Origin of the sequence: Mesorhizobium sp. M4B.F.Ca.ET.058.02.1.1 (assembly GCF_003952505.1) — a bacterium.
Taxonomy (GTDB): Bacteria; Pseudomonadota; Alphaproteobacteria; order Rhizobiales; family Rhizobiaceae; genus Mesorhizobium.
The window spans coordinates 4282697-4302214 of sequence record NZ_CP034450.1 but is presented as its reverse complement, the minus strand read 5'-3'; the positions used below and the strand labels follow the sequence as shown (position 1 = coordinate 4302214).

General features: G+C 65.5%; 21 protein-coding genes. 4 read left to right on the top strand and 17 right to left on the bottom strand.

Translation table 11 applies throughout. The features are described 5' to 3' along the window. Positions 1 to 176 precede the first annotated feature (176 nt). A complete protein-coding gene (locus tag EJ073_RS21110) occupies positions 177 to 536 on the top strand; it encodes a hypothetical protein (protein ID WP_126057478.1) in 360 nt (119 codons plus the stop codon). On the opposite strand, the gene EJ073_RS21105 is transcribed toward EJ073_RS21110, so the two are convergent. The 10 genes from EJ073_RS21105 to rplS all read right to left on the bottom strand — a co-directional run bounded on the left by EJ073_RS21105 (position 520) and on the right by rplS (position 9351). Then, positions 520 to 1722, bottom strand: a complete 1203-nt coding sequence (locus EJ073_RS21105) for a GGDEF domain-containing protein (protein WP_126057477.1) — start codon at positions 1720 to 1722, stop codon at positions 520 to 522. The two genes, EJ073_RS21110 and EJ073_RS21105, sit on opposite strands and share 17 nt — an antisense overlap. An 81-nt stretch (positions 1723 to 1803) precedes the next feature. Next, positions 1804 to 3000, bottom strand: a complete 1197-nt coding sequence (locus tag EJ073_RS21100) for a GGDEF domain-containing protein (protein WP_126057476.1) — start codon at positions 2998 to 3000, stop codon at positions 1804 to 1806. A gap of 173 nt (positions 3001 to 3173) precedes the next feature. Continuing rightward, complete coding sequence (leuC, locus tag EJ073_RS21095) at positions 3174 to 4583, bottom strand: 3-isopropylmalate dehydratase large subunit (protein WP_126057475.1); 1410 nt, start codon at positions 4581 to 4583, stop codon at positions 3174 to 3176. A 66-nt stretch (positions 4584 to 4649) separates the two neighbouring features. Beyond that, positions 4650 to 4910 carry a hypothetical protein gene (locus tag EJ073_RS31660; protein ID WP_189375649.1) on the bottom strand — a complete coding sequence of 87 codons (261 nt, stop codon included), beginning with the start codon at positions 4908 to 4910 and terminating at the stop codon, positions 4650 to 4652. Between the two features lie 56 nt (positions 4911 to 4966). Beyond that, positions 4967 to 5602 (bottom strand): class I SAM-dependent methyltransferase, encoded by a 636-nt coding sequence (locus EJ073_RS21085; protein WP_126057474.1) that lies wholly within the window; start codon positions 5600 to 5602, stop codon positions 4967 to 4969. A 58-nt stretch (positions 5603 to 5660) separates the two neighbouring features. After that, entirely contained in the window at positions 5661 to 6476 is an 816-nt protein-coding gene (locus tag EJ073_RS21080) for an amino acid ABC transporter permease (protein WP_126057473.1), read from the bottom strand. A 258-nt stretch (positions 6477 to 6734) separates the two neighbouring features. Beyond that, entirely contained in the window at positions 6735 to 7532 is a 798-nt protein-coding gene (locus EJ073_RS21070; RefSeq protein WP_126057472.1) for a transporter substrate-binding domain-containing protein, read from the bottom strand. A gap of 177 nt (positions 7533 to 7709) precedes the next feature. After that, positions 7710 to 8213 carry a MarR family transcriptional regulator gene (locus tag EJ073_RS21065; RefSeq protein WP_126057471.1) on the bottom strand — a complete coding sequence of 168 codons (504 nt, stop codon included), beginning with the start codon at positions 8211 to 8213 and terminating at the stop codon, positions 7710 to 7712. Continuing rightward, positions 8210 to 8644, bottom strand: coding sequence for an organic hydroperoxide resistance protein (locus tag EJ073_RS21060; protein ID WP_126057470.1), 435 nt, complete (start codon positions 8642 to 8644; stop codon positions 8210 to 8212). Before EJ073_RS21060 ends, EJ073_RS21065 begins: the two co-directional genes overlap by 4 nt. Positions 8645 to 8814: 170 nt before the next feature. Then, complete coding sequence (gene rplS / locus EJ073_RS21055) at positions 8815 to 9351, bottom strand: 50S ribosomal protein L19 (protein ID WP_126057469.1); 537 nt, start codon at positions 9349 to 9351, stop codon at positions 8815 to 8817. Between the two features lie 313 nt (positions 9352 to 9664). Between rplS and EJ073_RS21050 the strand changes: the two genes are divergently transcribed. Continuing rightward, on the top strand, positions 9665 to 10417 hold the full coding sequence (locus EJ073_RS21050) for a sulfite exporter TauE/SafE family protein (RefSeq protein ID WP_126057468.1): 753 nt from the start codon (positions 9665 to 9667) through the stop codon (positions 10415 to 10417). Between the two features lie 73 nt (positions 10418 to 10490). Here the strand turns inward: EJ073_RS21050 and trmD are convergent, their stop codons facing one another. Next, positions 10491 to 11186 carry a tRNA (guanosine(37)-N1)-methyltransferase TrmD gene (gene trmD, locus EJ073_RS21045; protein ID WP_126057467.1) on the bottom strand — a complete coding sequence of 232 codons (696 nt, stop codon included), beginning with the start codon at positions 11184 to 11186 and terminating at the stop codon, positions 10491 to 10493. Next, a complete protein-coding gene (gene rimM, locus EJ073_RS21040; protein WP_126057466.1) occupies positions 11183 to 11785 on the bottom strand; it encodes a ribosome maturation factor RimM in 603 nt (200 codons plus the stop codon). The genes trmD and rimM overlap by 4 nt, the downstream gene beginning before the upstream one ends. 119 nt (positions 11786 to 11904) lie before the next feature. On the opposite strand from rimM, the gene EJ073_RS21035 reads away from it, so the two are divergent. Both EJ073_RS21035 and EJ073_RS21030 read left to right on the top strand, forming a co-directional pair. Further along, positions 11905 to 12843: a tyrosine recombinase XerC gene (locus EJ073_RS21035; protein WP_126057465.1), complete on the top strand. Its 939-nt coding sequence runs from the start codon at positions 11905 to 11907 to the stop codon at positions 12841 to 12843. Between the two features lie 152 nt (positions 12844 to 12995). After that, positions 12996 to 14060, top strand: a complete 1065-nt coding sequence (locus tag EJ073_RS21030) for a TraB/GumN family protein (protein WP_126057464.1) — start codon at positions 12996 to 12998, stop codon at positions 14058 to 14060. 673 nt (positions 14061 to 14733) lie between these two features. On the opposite strand, the gene lpdA is transcribed toward EJ073_RS21030, so the two are convergent. From lpdA to odhB, 5 genes are read right to left on the bottom strand one after another with little or no spacing between them, the layout of a single operon-like run. After that, on the bottom strand, positions 14734 to 16140 hold the full coding sequence (gene lpdA, locus EJ073_RS21020) for a dihydrolipoyl dehydrogenase (protein WP_126057463.1): 1407 nt from the start codon (positions 16138 to 16140) through the stop codon (positions 14734 to 14736). A 23-nt stretch (positions 16141 to 16163) separates the two neighbouring features. After that, a complete protein-coding gene (locus tag EJ073_RS21015) occupies positions 16164 to 16919 on the bottom strand; it encodes a glucose 1-dehydrogenase (protein WP_126057462.1) in 756 nt (251 codons plus the stop codon). Then, a complete protein-coding gene (locus tag EJ073_RS21010; protein ID WP_126057461.1) occupies positions 16916 to 17425 on the bottom strand; it encodes a hypothetical protein in 510 nt (169 codons plus the stop codon). Before EJ073_RS21010 ends, EJ073_RS21015 begins: the two co-directional genes overlap by 4 nt. Next, positions 17425 to 18210 carry a DUF4241 domain-containing protein gene (locus EJ073_RS21005; protein WP_126057460.1) on the bottom strand — a complete coding sequence of 262 codons (786 nt, stop codon included), beginning with the start codon at positions 18208 to 18210 and terminating at the stop codon, positions 17425 to 17427. The genes EJ073_RS21010 and EJ073_RS21005 overlap by 1 nt, the downstream gene beginning before the upstream one ends. A gap of 17 nt (positions 18211 to 18227) precedes the next feature. Then, complete coding sequence (gene odhB / locus EJ073_RS21000; protein ID WP_126057459.1) at positions 18228 to 19508, bottom strand: 2-oxoglutarate dehydrogenase complex dihydrolipoyllysine-residue succinyltransferase; 1281 nt, start codon at positions 19506 to 19508, stop codon at positions 18228 to 18230. Between the last annotated feature and the right edge of the window lie 10 nt (positions 19509 to 19518).

Below are 19518 nucleotides of genomic sequence, written 5' to 3'. Positions count from 1 at the left end.
GCGCGATGGTGCGGGCAAGCATGGCCGAAAGATGGCCACCCCGTCGGCCGAAATTAACCATGTTTGTTAAAGTCCGGCCGCGAAAGCGGGCCGGCTCTTAACAAAGGTTAAGAAAAGGTTAATTTCCGATTCGAACAGGCTCCAGACCGAAACGGTCGAAGCAAACGGAGGGTGCCATGCGTTCGAATTCGAGCAGACTGCGCCTAGCGGCGCTTGCGCTGGCGGCACTTGCCGTCGGCTTCACGGCGCCGGCCGTAGCCGGGCTGCGCCACCACGACCGCGTCTATGCCGATTCCTTCGGCAATCTCGTCATCGACAGCGCCGCCGGCTACAAACGCATCATCGTCGGCGAAGGCAGGCACGCCAAGGAGCTGTCGAACTTTACCAGTGCCGGCGAGCCCGACGTGATCTACGAGAACGAATCCGACGAGACCGTTGGCCGCGGCTGCTACCAGCCGCCGGTCTTCATCAAGGGCCGCTCCTATATGTACGGCCTGTCCGACGGCGAGATGCCGAACCTCAGCCCCTGCCGTTGAAGACGGCGGACGCCTGCCGCCCGGCCGGGCCGGGCGAGACGCGCACGCAATCGCGGCCGCCGCCCTTGGCCCGATAGAGCGCCTCGTCGGCGCGCCGCAACAGATCGGAAAAGCCCTCGCCCGCGCCGAGTTCGGCGACGCCGAAGCTGGCGCTGCAGCGGTGCTCGGCCGGCAGGCTGTCGATCGGCAGGGCGCCGAACGCGCTGCGCGCGCCTTCGGCGAACAGCCGTGCGGCCGCGAGATTGGTGCCCGGCAGGATGATGGCGAACTCCTCGCCGCCGATGCGCCCGGCGACGTGATGGTCGGCCGCCGCCTCGCGCAGGAAACCGGCGAAGGTCTCGATCACCCGGTCGCCGCAGGCGTGGCCGAAATTGTCGTTGATGCCCTTGAAATGGTCGAGGTCGGCGATCACCAGCGCCACCGGAACGCCACGGCGCGCGGCATCTCTCAGGGTGATTTCGGCATGGCGCTCGAAGCCGCCGCGGTTGAGCAGCCGGGACAGCGCGTCGGTTTCCGATTTCGACGTCGCCTCGGCCAGCACGTCGCGCACCAGTATGGCCAGCGCAAGCAGCGCCAGCGCCAGGCCGAACACGGTGCCGAGCGATTGCGACACCAGCGCGTAGCTCGTCTGCACATAGGATTGCGGGTCGGCGCCGCGGCCGCCCAGCGCATGCGCGATGAAGGGCTTGGAGGCGAACTGCAGCGCGCTGGCCGTCAGCACGCCCATCAGTATGGTGTCGAGCCGCTCGCGCCTTTGCCTGGACGACCAGACGATGCCGAGCGCGGTGAACTGCATGACGGCGTAGGGAAGCTGATAGGCCATCATCGCGGTCAGCGACTGGCGCGGCAATTCCTGCACGAGATAGACCCCGACGGAAGCGATGGCCAGGAAGAGCAGCATCGGCCACCATGGCGGTGCCACGCCGTATTTGTGGGCAAGGCCGCCATTGAAGACGATGGTGGCGCCGAGGAAGACGGCAAAGGCGGCGACGACCGGGAGCCGGGCATTGTCGAAGGCGGGGATGACGAATTCGAGGGCGAAATAGACCATGCCGATCATGTAGCCGAAGGCCAGCCAGCGCGCCGACACCCGGTTTTTGTCGTAGATGGCGATCGTCATGAACGCCGCCACCAGCAGTCCGGCGACGAACAGGTTGATCACGAGTATGACGTCCGCGCTGCCCATGGTTCAAAAACCCCCGCCGACAGCAAAGCATCGACGGGCGAAAAAGACGTTAACGACGGGTCATGATCGGGCTGCTTGGCCTCACCCGACGCCGGCGGGCTCCGGCACGAACACCGTTTCCGGCCGCTCATAGGATAGCCGCACGCTGTCGCGGCCGTTCTTCTTGGCCTTGTAGAGCGCATCGTCGGCGCGGCGCATCAGCGGCGCCAGACCCTCGTCGCCGGTGCGGGCGGCGACGCCGAAACTCGCCGTCACACTGACGCCGCGCGGCAGGCTGGCGACGCCGCCGGCCGAATAGAGCGAGCGGATCGCCTCGGCGAACAGCCGCGCCGAAGCGAGATCGCACAACGGCAGGAGCACGGCGAACTCCTCGCCGCCGATGCGGCCGGCAGCACCGCGCGTGCCCGTGGCGAAGCTCAGCTTGGCGGCGAAGTCGGCGATCACCCTGTCGCCCACCGCGTGCCCGTGCCGGTCGTTGAGTGCCTTGAAGTGGTCGAGGTCGGCAAGCACCATGGCGACGGGGAATTTCGCCTTGGCGCACTGGTCGAGCAGCAGCGCCGCCCGCTCCTCGAAACCGCGGCGGTTGAGCAGGCCGGACAGCGGGTCGGTATGGGTCTCGGCCTTCAGAGCCTTCATCACGTCGAGTGCGGCCGCCGAAAACAGGGAAAGCGCGATCAGCAGCGACAGCAGCGCATGCGACAAGAGCGCCGTCGTCCAGTAGGACGAGCCGTAGAATCCGTCATAGCTCGGGAACGGCCCGTGCGCGATGACGACGATCAGGGTTCGGACGACGAAGTTCAATCCCGACAGCAGCGACAGCACGAACAGGATCTTTTCCGTCGGACCGTTGCCGCGCACCGTGCGCAGTTCGGCGGCGACCAGCAGGCTGAGGGCGCCGAAACCGAAATTCATCGACAGGATGCGCCAGGTGAGATCTGGCTGCACGAACATGAACCATGAAAAGGCGGCGAGCCCGCCGCCGGTGGTGAGTGCGATCCCGATATAGGGGACGCGCCGCCCGTAGCGCGCGACGATGGCGCTGGAGAGGCAGCAGGCGGCCGCCGTGAAGCATATGTTGGAGACAAGCTTGGTCAGCACCATCCCGACAGGAAGCGTGAAATACTGGAACAGGAAGCCGGGGGCCGACAGGCAGTAGCTCGCAGCCAGCACCGCCAGATAGGGGCGATGGCGCTGATGGAACCACAGGACGAGGAACGCCGCGCCAAGCGCCAGCGCGATCGTCGGGTTGAGCAGCGCTATGAGCAGACCCGTGTCCAAACGACTGTGATTTCCCCGCTTAGTCAGGGAAGATGCTAAAGCGCAAGCCCAAACAAGCGGTTAAGCCAAGGCCGCTTTGCCGAAAAAACCGGCGGCGTGGGCAAAGAAGAACCCCGAACCATCGGGATGGTTCGGGGTCTGCTTGGGTTCTGTATGCGGTAGGTCGCGGCCGCCTATTTCCAGTCGCGGATGTCGACGAAATGGCCGGCGATCGCTGCCGCCGCCGCCATGGCCGGCGACACCAGATGGGTGCGGCCCTTGAAGCCTTGCCGGCCCTCGAAATTGCGGTTCGAGGTCGAGGCGCAGCGCTCGTGCGGCTTCAGCCGGTCGTCGTTCATGGCGAGGCACATCGAGCAGCCCGGCTCGCGCCAATCGAAACCGGCGGCGAGGAAGATCTTGTCGAGACCCTCGGCCTCCGCCTGTTCCTTGACCAGGCCGGAGCCCGGCACGATCATGGCGTTGACGCGCGGATTGACTTTTCTGCCCTCGACCACCTTGGCGGCCGCGCGCAGATCCTCGATGCGGCCATTGGTGCACGAACCGATGAACACGCGGTCGAGCTGGATGTCGGTGATCCTGGTGCCGGGCGTCAGCCCCATATAGTCGAGCGCGCGCAGCTTCGAGGAGCGCTTGTTCTCATCGGTGATCTCTTCCGGGTTGGGCACGAAGCCCTGCACGGAGACGACGTCCTCCGGCGAGGAACCCCAGGAGACGATCGGCGGCAGCTTCTGCGCGTCGAGCACCACCACCTTGTCGAAATGCGCGCCTTCGTCGGAATGCAGCGTCTTCCAGTAGGCAAGGGCCGCGTCCCACGCCGCGCCCTTCGGCGCGCGCGGCTTGTCCTTGACATAGGCGAAGGTCGTCTCGTCCGGCGCGATCAGGCCGGCTCGCGCCCCGCCTTCGATCGACATGTTGCAGATCGTCATGCGGCCTTCCATCGACAGCGCACGAATCGCCTCACCGGCATACTCGATGACATAGCCGGTGCCGCCGGCGGTGCCGATCTCGCCGATGATGGCAAGGATGATGTCCTTGGCGGTGACGCCTTCGGGCAGCGTGCCGTCGACACGCACCAGCATGTTCTTGGCCTTGCGCTGGATCAGCGTCTGGGTGGCCAGCACATGCTCGACTTCCGACGTGCCGATGCCATGCGCGAGCGCGCCGAAGGCGCCGTGCGTGGAGGTGTGGCTGTCGCCGCAGACGATGGTCATGCCGGGCAGGGTGAAACCCTGCTCCGGGCCGATGATGTGGACGATGCCCTGGCGGATGTCGTTCTCGGAATAATAGTCGATGCCGAAATCCTTGGCGTTCCGGGCCAGCGCCTCGACCTGGATGCGGCTTTCCTCGTTCCTGATGCCGAACTTGCGCTCGGGCGAGGTCGGCACGTTGTGGTCGACCACGGCCAGCGTCTTTTCCGGATGCCGGACCTTGCGGCCGCTCATGCGCAGGCCTTCGAAGGCTTGCGGGCTAGTGACCTCGTGGACGAGGTGGCGGTCGATGTAGAGCAGGCAAGTGCCATCGTCCTGACGGTCGACCAGATGGTCGTCGAAAATCTTGTCGTAGAGGGTGCGCGGTGCGCTCATGTGCGTAAATCCGTCGATATGAAAAGGGGGAGAGTAGACGCCGGCAGTCCGGCGCCACGACTGCGATCAGTCGGCCTGGCTAAGTCGGCTGGTGAGCGCGCCGCAGACGCGCGCGGCAAATCGCGACGGCAGGCGCTTTCTGTCCTGCAGCACGAAACTTTTATAAGCCGGATCGCCGAAAAGCTCTTCCATGGCGCTGCTCATATCAATGTTTTGCCTTTTCGGCAATTGCGGGCGGCGGTGCGGCTTTCCCTTCCCCCTTGTGGGGAAGGTGGATCGGTGCGCAGCGCCGAGACGGATGATGGGTGTTGGGAGGAGTGCCGTCATCCGACCTCGCTTCGCGAGGCCCCTTCTCCCAGGGGAGAAGGGGAAGAGGGCGGCGCTCACATCACTTCAAACACAAACGTCTTCACCAGCGCTTCCGGATCGCCGATCGCGTAGCAGCGGAACCACAGACTTTGCTCCACGGCTCGCCATTTCTTCGCCTGCTCCAGTTCGTCGAACACCGCATGGAAGCCGCCGCTCTCGAACACCTGGTCGCGCACGGTGAAGATGGCGTGGCCGCCGCTCTTCGTGATGCGCACCAGCTCATGCAGGCCGGAGGCTGGCGCGTGGCCGATGGTGAAGACGCCGGTCGAAAAGAAGGCGCGGAAATGGTCGTCCGGCCAGGGCAGCTGCCCGCCGAGCATCCCCTTCTTCAGCTCGCCATAAGCCTGCCGACTGCCGGCGAGCTTCAGCATGTCGTCCGAAAGATCTAGCCCAGCGATGTCGCCATAGCCCAGTGCCTTGAGCGACGGGCCGGAGAGGCCGGTGCCGCAGCCGGCGTCGAGCAGCGGACCTTCGCCGACAGGCACGTGGCGCGCCACCCAGGCTGTGATCAGGAAGGGGAGCAAATAACCGAGCGAGGCGGTCTCGCTGTCATAGGTCGCGGCCCACTCGGCATAGGCCTTGGCAAGCGCTTCCGGCGTGTCGGCCGTGTAGACGGAGTCCAGCGCCGCATTGGCCTTGTCGAAATTCATCGATTGTCCTCCTCCGCTACCGCGCGGCGAGGATCGTAGCGCGGTCTTTGGCGGGCGGCTATTGCTGGTGCTGGCGGCGCAGCCGTTTCTCGAGCCCCCTCAGCGCCAGCGACAGGCCGACCGTGAGGATCAGATAGATGTAAGCGACGATGGAATACGTCTCGAAGAAGCGGAACGAGCCGGCGGCGTAGATCTTGCCCATCTGGGTGATGTCGGCGACGCCGAGCACCGAGACCAGCGAGGAATCCTTGACCATGGCGACGAAGTCATTGCCGAGCGGCGGCAGGATGGTGCGGATCGCCTGCGGAAAGACGATGAGCCGGAAGCGCTGCGCGCGCGTCAGCCCCAGCGCCTTGGCCGCTTCGATCTGGCCCTTCTCGACCGACTGGATGCCGGCACGGAACACTTCGGAGATGAAGGCGGAATAGCCGATGGTCAGCGCCATGATGGCGCGCCACAGAAGCGAGACGTCGCGCACCTGCAATTCGCCGAGATAGCCGGCGCTCTGCAGCGGCGCTGTCAGCGCGTTCCACGCCGCGACGAAGGCCGGCGCGCCGGCGAACGCGATCCAGAACAGCAGCACCAGGATCGGCACACCGCGGATGATCTCGACATAGAAGCGGGCGATCTGGCGAAGCAGCCGCGAGCTCGACAGCCCCATCAGCGCGATGCCGAGCCCGATCGCCGAGGCCAGCGCGAAGGCGACCACGGTGACGAAAACGGTGATGCCGATCCCCTTGGCGACCGTGGCGAAGACCTGGGCGTAGAGGTCGCTGGAAGCGATGAACAGAGCGGCGACCAATGCGAGGACGAGGGCGGCTGCCAGCCACCAGGGGAATTCGGATTTGGCTGCAGAAGCGGACGGCGCAGGCATCAGCTGGCACCGCTGGTGTAAGAATCGCGAAAGGCTGGCGCCAAGGCCCCCCTCTCTGGCCTGCCGGCCATCTCCCCCTTAAGGGGGGAGATCGAACTTCGCGTTGGCTTTCGCCAATCACCAACGTTGAATGAAGAGCACCGTCGGCGGAGCTGCCAATCTCCCCCTTGAGGGGGAGATGCCCGGTAGGGCAGAGGGGGTGCCTGGGCGCAATGTCAGCGTGATTTCTCGCAAATGCACCACCCTCAACAAAAGTGCCTACTGCCCCATCTTGTAATCAAGGAACCACTTCTTGTTCAGCGCATCGAGCGTGCCGTCGGCCTTGAGCGAGGCGATCGCGGCGTTGACCGGCTTCACCAGGTCGGATCCCTTGGGGAAGATGAAGCCGAAATCCTCGGTGCCGAGCGGCCCGCCGATGAGCTTGAGCTTGCCTTCGGAAGCGTCGACATAGCCCTTGCCGGCGGTGCCGTCGGTCAAGACGACGTCGACGTCGCCGGATTTGAGTGCCTGTACGGTGGCCCCGAACGTCTCGAACAGTTTGATGCGCGGGTTCTGCTCATTGCCGTCTAGCACGCTGTAGACGGCGGTGTAGAAGGGCGTCGTGCCCGGCTGCGCGCCGATCAGCCCGTCCTTGAAGGCGCCGAAACTCTTGGCGTCGGTGAAGCGGCTTTCGTCGCCGCGCACCAGCATGAACTGCTCCGAGCGCATATAGGGGTCGGAGAAATCGACCTTCTCCTTGCGGTCGTCCTTGATGGTGATGCCGGTCATGCCGATGTTGTACTGGTTGTCGGAAACCGCCTGGATCATCGCATCCCAGGAGGTGTTCTGGTACTCGACCTTGAAGTTCAGCCGCTTGGCAATCTCGTCCATCGCGTCATATTCCCAGCCGATCTGCTTGCCGGTCTTGGAATCGATGAACTGCAGCGGCGGATAGGCGTTTTCCGTCACCACCACCACCTTCTTGCCGCCGAGGTCGGGCAGCGTCTCGGCCAATGCGGCGACAGGCGCGAGAAGGCAAGCCAGCAGGGCTGCCAGCAGCAGTTTCGATTTGGTCATGACACGCTCCCAGAAACTTGAAACGCCCGGCGAATGTGCCGGGCTTGCAGGAAAAATCCGGCGCCGACTTTAGCTTTCCGCAAGCGCCTTGCAAGCCGATCCGCTGCGCGGATGGGCACCAAAGTGGATTCCCGTGCTCTCAACGACGTGGTTTTGGAACGTATCGGGGTGGATCGATTATTCCGTCGCTTCCGAGCTCGACTTGCGCATCTCGGCGACAAAGCGAGTGAGCACACCGTGCAGGGATCGCAGCTCGCCGACCTCGAGTGGCAATTGGCATGCCAGGGCGGCAGGCACCCTGGCTGCCCTCTCGCGCAGGGCCTCGCCCTTGGCCGTCGGCTCGACCAGCACCCGGCGCTCGTCGGCCACATCGCGCCGACGGCTGACGAGGCCGCTGGCTTCCATCCGCTTGAGCAGCGGCGTCAGCGTCGCCGAATCCAGGCCTAGCGCCTCGCCAAGCGCGCCCACCGTGCTCGGCGCGCGCTCCCACAGCACCAGCATCGCCAGATATTGCGGATAGGTGAGGCCCAGCGGATCGAGCAGCGGCCGGTAAAGCTTGGTCATCAGCCCGCTCGCTGAATAGAGCGCGAAGCAGAGCTGCTGATCCAGCCGCGGAACGGCAATCGCCCCGGCTCTATCCGCCGGGACGTCGCTGACGGTCGCTGTGATCTCTGTCGTCATGCTGCCTTTGCCGGAAGCGCCACGGTCGAAAGCGCCACCTCGATATTGCCCCTGATGGCGTTGGAATAGGGACAGATCTGGTGCGCCGCCGATACAAGCGCTTCCGCGCCCGCCGGATCAAGGCCTTTCGTCTCCGCCGCCAGCGACACGCCGAGCCGGAAGCCGCCCTGGTCGTTGGGATGGAGGCTGACGGTGGCCGTCACCGCGGCGTCTTCGAGCGGCAGCTTCTGCTTGCGCGCGACGAAGCGGATCGCGCTTTCGAAGCATGCGGCGTAGCCGGCGGCGAAAAGCTGCTCCGGATTGGTGGCGCCGCCCTGCCCGCCCAGCTCTTTCGGCATCGCCAGATCGACCTTGAGCAGGCCGTCGCTGGTTTCGGCGTGGCCGGCGCGGCCGCCGGTGACGCGAGCCTGAGTGGTGTAGAGTGCAGACATGTGTGGTCTCCTGTTATTTTGTACACGATTATTTAGTGTACAAGATAGTTTGTCGTCAACGTCCGCGCCCGGATTTTTGGACGGAAAGCCTTCACGGCTACGTGAACGTGTCCAGGAAACGAAAAAAGGCGGCCGAGGCCGCCTTTTCCAGAAACGATTGGTTGAAAGCCTTACTCGGCCGCGGCTTCCGCGGCCTTGGCGGCCTCGGCGGCGGCCTTCTTCTCGGCGGCGTCCTGCGCTGCCTTCTCGGCGGCCAGCGCCTCAGCGGCGGCAACCTTCTCGGCCTCGATGCGCGCCTTCTCGGCGTTCAGCGCATCACGCTCATCGTCGTTCAGCTTGCGGGCGCGCACACCGGTGTTCTCCGAAATGCGGGCCGACTTGCCGCGACGATCGCGCAGGTAATAGAGCTTGGCGCGGCGCACCTTGCCGCGGCGCACGATCTCGACGCCCTCGACCATCGGCGAGTAGACCGGGAACACGCGCTCCACGCCTTCGCCGTAGGAAATCTTGCGGACGGTGAAATTCTCCTGGAAGCCGGAGCCGGAACGGGCGATGACGACGCCCTCATAGGCCTGGACGCGGGTACGAGTGCCTTCGGTGACGCGCACCTGGACGCGCACGGTGTCGCCGGGCTGGAATTCGGGAAGCTTGCGCTTGGCTTCGATCTTGGCGGCCTGTTCGGCCTCGAGCTGACGGATGAGATCCATCTCAAATATCCACTTCTTGTTCTTCCGACAGTCAGAGCGTCCTCAACTCGCCTTGCAGTTCCATCGACCGCTTGGCTATGCCCTCTGTCCAACATAGGACATCGGGCAGGGACGGCTACACCGCCATTGTTGACGGGTTCCGAAAGATCGTTCTTCCGGTTCGGGCGGGCACATACAGCTATTTTGACGCTTTGTCACGCCTTGGCCCTGTCTTTTTTGGCCGCATGCCATCACGCAATTGGCTCCGGCGGGGTTGCGCCGGCCCTCCCAGCTTCCTAATCCGGAGAAAACAATCCTCTCCGGCGGCGTCCTGATGTCTGTTTTCGACGCGATCCTGCTCTTCCTGTCGGGCTTTGTCTCAGGCGCTGCCAATGCGGTCGCCGGCGGCGGGACCTTCATCACCTTTGGCGCCATGACGCTGGTCGGCGTGCCGCCGATCGTCGCCAATGCCACCTCCTCGGTGACCCAGTTTCCGGGCTACATCACCTCGACGCTCGCCTATGCATCCGACATTAGGCATTTCTGGCGCCAGGCATTGCTGCTCTGCCTGATCTCGGCCCTCGGCGCACTGGCCGGCGCGCTCATTCTTCTGGCGCTCGACAACCCCTCGTTCCGCACGCTCGTGCCCTGGCTGCTGCTTGCGGCCACCGCCCTGTTCGCCGCCGGGCCGTGGCTGAAGCCGGCGCCGAAGCCCGGACACCAGCCGACCGTCGGCTGGCTCGCCGGTTCGCTCGTCCAGTTCCTGACCTCGATCTATGGCGGCTTCTTCGGCGCCGGCATGGGCGTCATGATGCTGGCGACACTGGGCCTGACCCAAGCCGGCGACTACCACCGGCTGAACGCGATGAAGAACATGCTGGCGGTGGTCATTGCCGCCATTGCCATCCTGGTCTTCGTCTCCGGAGGTGTCGTCGCCTGGCCCCAGGCGATCGTCATGATTCCTGGCGGGGCGCTCGGCGGCTATGCCGGCGTCTGGATCGCCAAGCGCGTGCCGCAGAACGTCGTGCGCGGCTTCGTCGTCGCCGTCGGCCTGTTCCTCGCCTTCTACTATTTCACCAAGGGCTGAGAAATCCCGAAGAGTGGGACCCGGTTTTCGGAAAAGATCATGGTCAGATAAAGAGAAGGACGATCCGCTCGAGCTACCGGGGCGGATCGTCCGCCAGCAGATCCGGCCGCCGCTCCTTGGTCAGCTTCTCTGCCTCGGCCCGCCGCCATTCTGCGATCTTTCTGTGATTGCCCGAGATCAGCACATCGGGAATCGGCCGGCCCTCGAACTCCTGCGGCCGCGTATAGTGCGGATGTTCGAGCAGGCCGTTCTCGAAACTCTCTTCTTCGCCGGAGACCGCATTGCCCATGACGCCCGGCAAGAGCCGCACCACGGCATCGAGCAGCACCAGCGCGGCCGGCTCACCGCCCGACAGGATGAAGTCGCCGACCGAGACCTCCTCTAATCCCCGCGCGTCGATCACCCGCTGGTCGACGCCCTCGAAGCGGCCGCACAGGATCACCGCGCCAGGCCCGGCGGCAAGCTCGCGCACGCGGGCCTGCGTCAGGGGTTTTCCGCGCGGGCTCATCAAGAGGCGGGCGCGCGCATCACCCGGCGGCGAGGCATGGTCGATGGCTTTCGCCAGCACGTCGGCGCGCATCACCATGCCGGCGCCGCCGCCAGCCGGCGTGTCGTCGACGGTGCGATGCCTGTCGGTGGCGAAATCGCGGATCTGGATCGCCTCAAGCGACCATGTGCCGGCTTCCAGCGCCCGGCCGGCCAGCGATAGGCCGAGCGGACCGGGAAACATCTCCGGATAGAGCGTCAGCACCGAGGCAACAAAGCTCACCGATTGCCCCCGGCGTCCTTCGGTCCGCGCGGCCGGCCCTTCGGGTCGAAGCCGTCGCGGCCGGGAGCGGCCTGGCCATCCTCGTCTTCGACCAGCCCCGCCGCCAGCGGATCGACGCGGACGAACCCTTCGGCGACCGACACCTGCGGGACAGCGGCCTGGGTGAACGGAATCAGTACGCCTTTGCGGCCGGCAAGCGTCACGTCGAGTATGTCGCCACCGCCGAAATTGTGCACGGCGACGACCTTTCCGATGGCCGCGCCGGTGTCGTCCCTGACCTCCAGCCCGATCAGGTCGGCGTGATAGAACTCGTCCTCCTCGCCGTCGTCAGGCAGCACCGAACGATCGACGAACAGTTCGGTGCCGGAAAGCGCCTCGGCGGCATTGCGGTCGCTGATACCCTTGAAACGCACCACCACGACGGTGTTGGCGGGCCGGATGTCGATGATCTGGAAGGCGCGGCCGTCCTTGGCATAGAGCGGCCCGTAATCGGCGAGCGCCAGCGGATCGCCGGTGAAGGTCTTCACCCGCAGCTCGCCCTTGATGCCATGTGCGGCGCCGATCACGGCCAGCTGGACGGGGTTCTGGGGCTTGGTCATGGCGCGACATCCTTTGCCCTGCTCTAACCCTCCCCAGCCGTCATTTCAATGATCGCCCGGCGTCATTCCAATGATCGCCTCTTCACCGCTTCCTAACCCGACTGGCGGACAATGCCGCCATGCAGGAATTCCTCATCCCGGCAAAGCCCGACCTCCAGGCGGCGCGCGAGAACTGGCTGAAGATGCTGGCGCGCGAACGGCGGCTGTCGCCGGAGACGGTGGAAGCCTATGAGCGCGACACGCGCCAGTTCCTGCATTTCCTGACCGGCCATTGCGGCGGCCCGCCCGGCATATCCGACATTGCCGAGTTGCGCCCGGCTGATCTGCGCGGATTCCTCGCCGCCCGCCGCAACGCCGGCGCCGGTGCCCGCACGCTCGGCCGCGGGCTGGCCGGTATCCGCTCGCTGCTGCGCTTCCTCGAACGCCGCGGCCTCGCCAATGCTGCGGGCGCGGCGGCGCTGCGCGCGCCGCGCCAGCCGAAATCGCTGCCCAAGCCGCTGACGGCGAGTGATGCAAGAGACGTCGTCTCCGTCGAAGGCCAGCTGGCGGAAGAGCCCTGGATCGCCGCCCGCAACGCCGCCGTGCTGACGCTGCTCTACGGCTCGGGCCTGCGCATTTCCGAGGCGCTCGGCCTCGCCGGCGCCGAGCTGGTGTCGGAGACGGACACGGTGCTGCGCATCATCGGCAAGGGCGGCAAGACCAGGCTGGTGCCGGTGCTGCCGGTTGCCTTGCGCGCGGTCGCCGAATACCGCCGGCTCTGCCCCTTCCATATTGATCCGAAGGGCCTGCTGTTTCGCGGCGCGCGCGGCGGGCCGCTCAATCCGGCGATCGTCCAGCGCGACATGGCGAAGCTGCGCTCGGCGCTCAACCTGCCGGACACCGCCACGCCGCACGCCTTGCGCCATTCCTTCGCCACGCATCTGCTCGGCCGGGGCGGCGACCTGCGCACCATCCAGGAACTGCTCGGCCACGCCAGCCTGTCGACGACCCAAATCTACACCGGCGTCGACACCGCGCGGCTGCTGGAGATCTACGAATCCGCGCATCCACGGGCGTAAACCGCCGACTTCGTAGGCGACGCGATGGGCCTTGGTTGATCGTCAGGACATCATCGGACAACGCAAGCTGTTGTTAAGACCAACAGCACCGAAAACAATTTCATTCTGTCGATTAACTGTTTTGCCGCTTTTCAGCGCTAAGACGCTTCCTCATGAAACGCGTCATCGCCATCGCTGATCGCGCGGCCCTCGTGTCGCTGAGGCTGCTTGTCGCGCTGAACGTACTGTTCTTCCTGTCCTTCCTCGTCGTCCTGCTGCTGGCCGGCAGGGCACATGCCGAAGCTGCAGCCTGCGGCGGCAACGACATGCTGAGCGCGCTGCAGAAGGACGATCCGGCCACCTATCGCAAGATCGAGGCCGAAGCGGCGGCGACGCCGAACGGCAAGGGCCTCCTTTGGAAACTCGAAAAGCCGGGCGAAAAGCCTTCCTTCCTGTTCGGCACGATGCACATGACCGATCCGCGCGTCACCACGCTGCCGGCGTCCGCGCGAAAGGCTTTCGGCGCCGCCGACACGGTCGTCATCGAGACCACCGAAGTGCTCGACCAGCAGAAGATGATGGCCGCGCTCGTCAAGGAGCCGGACCTGATGATGTTCACCGACAGCACCACGCTGTCCTCGCTGCTGTCGCCCGACGACGCGGCGACGATGAACAAGGCGCTCGACGCGCGCGGCATTCCACCGGCGACCGTCGCCAAGATGAAGCCGTGGATGTTGTCGGCCATGGTGGCGCTGCCGGCCTGCGAGCTGGCGCGCAAGGCCGGCGGCGCGCCGGTGCTCGACGTCAAGCTCGCCGAGGACGCCAAGGCCTCGGGCAAGGCCGTCGAGGGGCTGGAGACCGTCGCCGACCAGCTTCATGCCATGGCCTCGCTGCCGCTTGCCTTCCACATGAAGGGCCTGGTCGACACGTTGAAGCTCGGCGACAAGGTCAATGACGTCAACGAAACCATGATCGTGCTCTACCAGCACGGCGACACCGGCATGTTCTGGCCGCTGTTTCGAGCAGTCCTGCCCGGCGACGCCGACGATCCGGCCAGCTACGCCGCCTTCGAGGAAACCATGATCACCAGCCGCAACAAGGTGATGGCCGATCATGCCGCGCCGTTCTTGGCCAGGGGCAATGCCTTCATCGCGGTGGGCGCCTTGCACCTTCCCGGCCCGCAGGGGCTGGTCGAGGATTTTCGCAAGGCCGGCTACACGGTGACCGCCGTCGACTGATCCGCACGGCCGGGTTGCGCTTCGATCGGGAAGGAGCGCCGGTGCCGTGCTGATTCGTGACTTGGCGGCGCAAGGCTCCCCGGTTTCGTGCCGAATGGTGTCGAAAGACCGGGTTCGGCTCGATCCCGACCCATTTTGTGGTGGAAATGCCTGCCGGCAGGGGATCCCAGGTCAGAATTGCCCTGCTTTCAGCATTTTCCGGGCCTAGTATGAAACCCGTTCAACGGTCGCGCGTTGACGGTTGTTATTTGATACTTTTCATCCACGGAGGACACTTTTATGGCGAACCCTAACGACACTCCCAGATCGGGCGGCGGCGGCAGTGGCTGGCTGATTGCCCTGGTGGTCATTATCCTGGCCATTGTTGCCTACTATGTTTTCGGAAGAAGCGGCGAAGCTCCGGCGCCCGCCGAGCCGCCGGCCGCCAGCACACCGGCGCCCGCTCCCGAGCCGATGAAACCTGCGGAACCTGCCCCGGCACCTGCGCCAGCGCCCGCTCCGGCACCAGAGCCGGCTCCCGCGCCAGCACCGGCCCCGGCGCCCGCTCCGGCACCTGCGCCGTCTCCGTAATCAGGCTTAGCTCAACGACGAACGGCCCGCCGAAAGGCGGGCCGTTTTGTTTGGTGGCAACCACGTTTTCGACGGGCGTTCGGCGCCGCCGCGTGGCGCGCAGCTAGATGTGGATCGGCTTGAAGAAGGTGGCCAGCGCCGCTTCCTTCACCGCTTCCGACATCGTCGGGTGTGCGTGGCAGGTACGGGCTAGATCTTCCGACGAGCCGCCGAACTCCATCAGCACCGCCGCCTCGTGGATCATCTCGCCGGCGCCGAAGCCGACGATGTGGACTCCGAGCACGCGGTCGCTTTGCTTGTCGGCCAGGATCTTGACGAAGCCGTCGGTATGCAGCATGGCGCGCGCCCGGCCATTGGCGGTGAACGGGAACTTGCCGGCCTTATAGTCGATGCCGGCCTTCTTCAACTCCTCCTCGGTCTTGCCGACCGAGGCGATCTCCGGGCTGGTATAGACGACGCTCGGGATCACGTCGTAGTTCACATGGCCGGCCTGGCCGGCAATGATCTCGGCCACCGACACGCCCTCGTCCTCGGCCTTGTGCGCCAGCATCGGCCCGGCGATGACGTCGCCGATGGCGTAGATGCCGGGCACGTTGGTCCTGAGGTGCCGGTCGGTCTTGACGCGGCCGCGCTCGTCGACCTCGACGCCGGCTTCCTTCAGCCCGAGGCTGTCGGCATAGGGGCGGCGGCCGGTGGCGACCAGCACCACGTCGGCGGCGATCGTTTCGGCGGCGCCTCCCTTCACCGGCTCGAAGGTGATGCTGGCGCCCTTCTTGGCCTTGGCGACTCCGGTGACCTTGGCGCCGAGCTTGAACTCGAAACCCTGCTTGGAAAGCAGCCGCTGGAACTGTTTCGAAACTTCGCCGTCCATGCCGCCGAGGATGGCGTCGAGGAATTCGACGACAGTGACCTTGGCGCCGAGCCTGGCCCAGACCGAGCCGAGCTCCAGCCCGATGACGCCACCGCCGACCACCACCAGATGGCCCGGCACCTTTTCCAGCGACAGCGCGCCGGTCGACGACACGATCACCTTCTCGTCGAAGTCGACCTTGACGCCGGGAATGCCGGCAACGTCCGAGCCGGTGGCGATCACGATGTTCTTGGTCTCGATCTCCTCGACCTTGCCGTCCTCACCGGTGACCGAGACCTTGCCGGCTGCGACCACCTTGCCGGTGCCTTGGAAGCTATCGATCTTGTTCTTCTTGAACAGGAAGGCGACGCCGTTGACGTTGGCCGTCACGGTCGCGTCCTTGTGCGCCATCATCTTCTTCAGATTGAGCTTCGGCGTGCCGATTTCGACGCCGAGCGTGTCGAAGGAATGGCCGGCCTCGGCGAACATCTCGGAGGCGTGAAGCAGCGCCTTCGACGGGATGCAGCCGATGTTGAGGCAGGTGCCGCCGAAGGTGGCGTTCTTCTCGATCACCGCCGTCTTCAGCCCGAGCTGCGCCGCCTTGATGGCGCAGACATAGCCGCCCGGTCCCGATCCGATGATTACAACGTCATAAGCCATGGTGTTGTCCCTTTATCCGGCCTTCAGCGGCCGCCGCTCACATTCAGGATCGCGCCCGTTATATAGGAGGCCGCATCCGACAGAAGATAGAGAACGGCGCTGGCGACCTCATCGGCCGTCCCCGCCCTCTTCATCGGCAGCATATCCTGCATCCGCGCCACACGATCGGGCTGGCCGCCGGACGCGTGGATCTCGGTGTCGGTGATGCCGGGGCTGACCGCATTGACGCGGATGCCTTCCGTCGCCACCTCGCGCGCCAGGCCGATGGTCAAAGTGTCGATCGCGCCCTTGGAGGCGGCGTAGTCGACATATTCGCCGGGCGAACCCAGCCTCGCCGCGGCGGAAGAGATGTTGACGATGCCGCCGCCCTTGCCGCCATGCCGGGTCGACATGCGCTTGACCGCCTCACGCGCGCAGAGGAAGGAGCCGACGACATTGACGCGCATCATGCGCTCTACCCGCGCGGCGCTCATCTCGTCGACGCGCGTCTTGGCGTCGACGATGCCGGCATTGTTGACGAAAGCATCGAGCCGGCCGAAGGTTCTGTCCACCGCCTCGAACATCGCCAGCACATCGGCCTCGTTGCCGACATCGCCCTTGACGGCAATGGCCTCGCCGCCCGCGGCCTTGAGTTCGGCGACGAGCGCCTCGGCGACTGCCTGGTTGGAGACAAAATTGACAGCGACACGATAGCCGGCCTGGCTGGCCTGCCGGCAGATGGCGGCGCCGATGCCGCGGCTGCCGCCGGTGACCAGCAGCGTCTTCTTGTCCGCGCTCATTCCTGGCAGCCTTTCAGCAGGAAGACATCCCACGGCACCTTGGAAAAGCCGTCCGGGCCATAGGCGGCCGACATCTGCAGCGAAGCACCTAGATCTGGAAAGATCAGGCTTTTCGGCGCCTCCGCGCCTTCGGCCGGCAGCAGCGCGATGTTGCCCTTGTCGTCGGCGCTGTAGACGACGCCCTCCCACACCGTGCAGGCGGCGAGTTCATCGCCGGTCACGTCGCCGGTCGGGCATTTGTACATCAGCGAGCCATGCGGCCGCGCCACGCCGTCGGTCCACATGACGATACCGTCCAGCACCACGCCCTTGTCGAGCAGCATCTTGAAGCTGTTGGTGACGGTGGCCGAGTCCATGGTCGGCCTGAAATCGATGCCGGCCTCGCTTTCGGCATCGCCATAGACGGCGAGTTCCAGCGGGCAGGCGGCGTGGGCCTCATGACCCGCTGCGAGGACAGCCAGCGAACCGGCCATATATCCGATTATGGGCGAGGTGACGTTTGCCATCAGTTGGCTTGGCTGCTCTCGCGGCCGTCGGCGTTTTCGAGCACGCCGAAATCGGTCATCAAGACCAGCGGCTCGCCGGCCGCGTCCAATCCCCAGAAGGACGGATAGAAGCCGTCGCCCCAACCGCTCCAGAACATCGCGATGTTGGTCGCCTTGCCGGCGACCGGATGATGCATGACGAACCGATCCTGGTTGGGCGCGAATTCGGCCGCCAGCACATCGTCATAATAATTCTGGTCGGGCTTTAGCCTGTCCTGCGCGGCCGACATCAGCGCCATCGCCGTCTTGTCCATGAACGAGCCCAGACCGGCATCGACGGGATAGCCGAAGATCTCGTCGGCCTTAAGCGTCGCGATATCCTGGCCGGGCATGGTGGCGAGTTCCCAGCGCACCGGCGTGCCGGGATGGAAGCGTAGGAAGGCCGCCGCCACACGGCCCTGCGCCTCGAACAGCGAAACCGGATAGTGCCCGGGCTTCACCTTGCGGCTCAGCGCCGGCCAGTCATCGCTTGTAACCAGGGGATCGCAGGCGATGATCTCACCTGTCGGCAACTCAAGGTCTCCGATTGGCGTGATCGCTATCTTGCGCTCCGCCAGTTGCGTCTCGCTGAGCGCGAAGATACCGAGGTTGCTGCTCGCCTTTGCCGGATCCCATTGTGCGGCGATTGCCAGCGAAGGGATAGCCGTGGACAGGCCCAGTCCGACAAGGCCGCGCCGAAAAACCCGCTGTAAGCCGCGCGCCGCACGCCCCAGCCCGAACCCCAGGTGCTCCAGCCAGCCACTCATAGCGGGTCAGCCTTCGATCACAGATCGAGCACCAGCCGTTCCGGATCCTCCAGGCTTTCCTTGACGCGCACCAGGAAGGTCACCGCTTCCTTGCCGTCGACGATGCGGTGGTCGTAGCTGAGCGCCAGGTACATCATCGGCCGGATCACGATCTGGCCGCCGACCACCACCGGCCGGTCCTGGATCTTGTGCATGCCGAGGATGCCCGACTGCGGCGCATTCAGGATCGGCGTCGACATCAGCGACCCGTAGACGCCGCCATTGGAGATGGTGAAGGTGCCGCCCTGCATGTCGGCGACGGAAAGCTTGCCGTCGCGCGCGGCGAGGCCGAGGCGGCCGATCTCCTTCTCGATCTCGGCTATTCCCATCTGGTCGGCATCCCGCACCACCGGCACCACCAGGCCCTTGTCGGTGCCGACGGCGACGCCGACATGGGCGAAGTTCTTGTAGATGATGTCGGTGCCGTCGATCTCGGCGTTGACCGCCGGGATCTCCTTCAGCGCATGCGTCACCGCCTTGGTGAAGAAGCCCATGAAGCCGAGCTTCACGCCGTGCTTCTTCTCGAACACGTCCTTGTACTTGGATCGCAGCGCCATCACCGCGCTCATGTCGACCTCGTTGAAGGTGGTGAGCATGGCGGCGGTCGACTGCGCTTCCTTGAGCCGCCGCGCGATGGTCTGGCGCAGCTTGGTCATGCGCACGCGCTCCTCGCGCGGGGCGTCTTCGGCCGGCGACGGCGCGCGGACGACGACCGGGGCCGGCGCCGATTTCGGCGTCTCGGCCGGCTGCGACGGCGCGCCCCTGGCGATGGCGTCGAGCACGTCGCCCTTCAGCACCTGGCCGCGCTTGCCGGTGCCGGTGATCTGGTCGACCGCGAGGTTGGCCTCGGCGATCAGCTTCGCCGCCGCCGGCGCCGGCGGCATGGAGCGCTGCTCGATCGCGCCGGCATCGCCGGCGATCTTGGCGGTCTCGGCGGCAGCCTGCTTGACGGTGGACGCCGCCTCGGGGCTGGAGGCCTGCGACACGGCTTGCGGCTTGGTCGCGGGCGCCGCCGCCTCGCCGCCGGCCGAGATCGAGCCGAGCAGCGCGCCGACGCCGACCGTCTCGCCTTCCTTTGCGATGATCTCGCCCAGCGTTCCGGCGCCCGGGGACGGCACTTCCACCGTCACCTTGTCGGTCTCGAGCTCGACCAGCGGCTCATCGGCGGCGATCGCGTCGCCAACCTTCTTGAACCATTTGCCGATGGTCGCTTCGGTGACGGATTCGCCGAGGGTGGGGACGCGGATTTCGGTAGCCATTGTGCCTGTC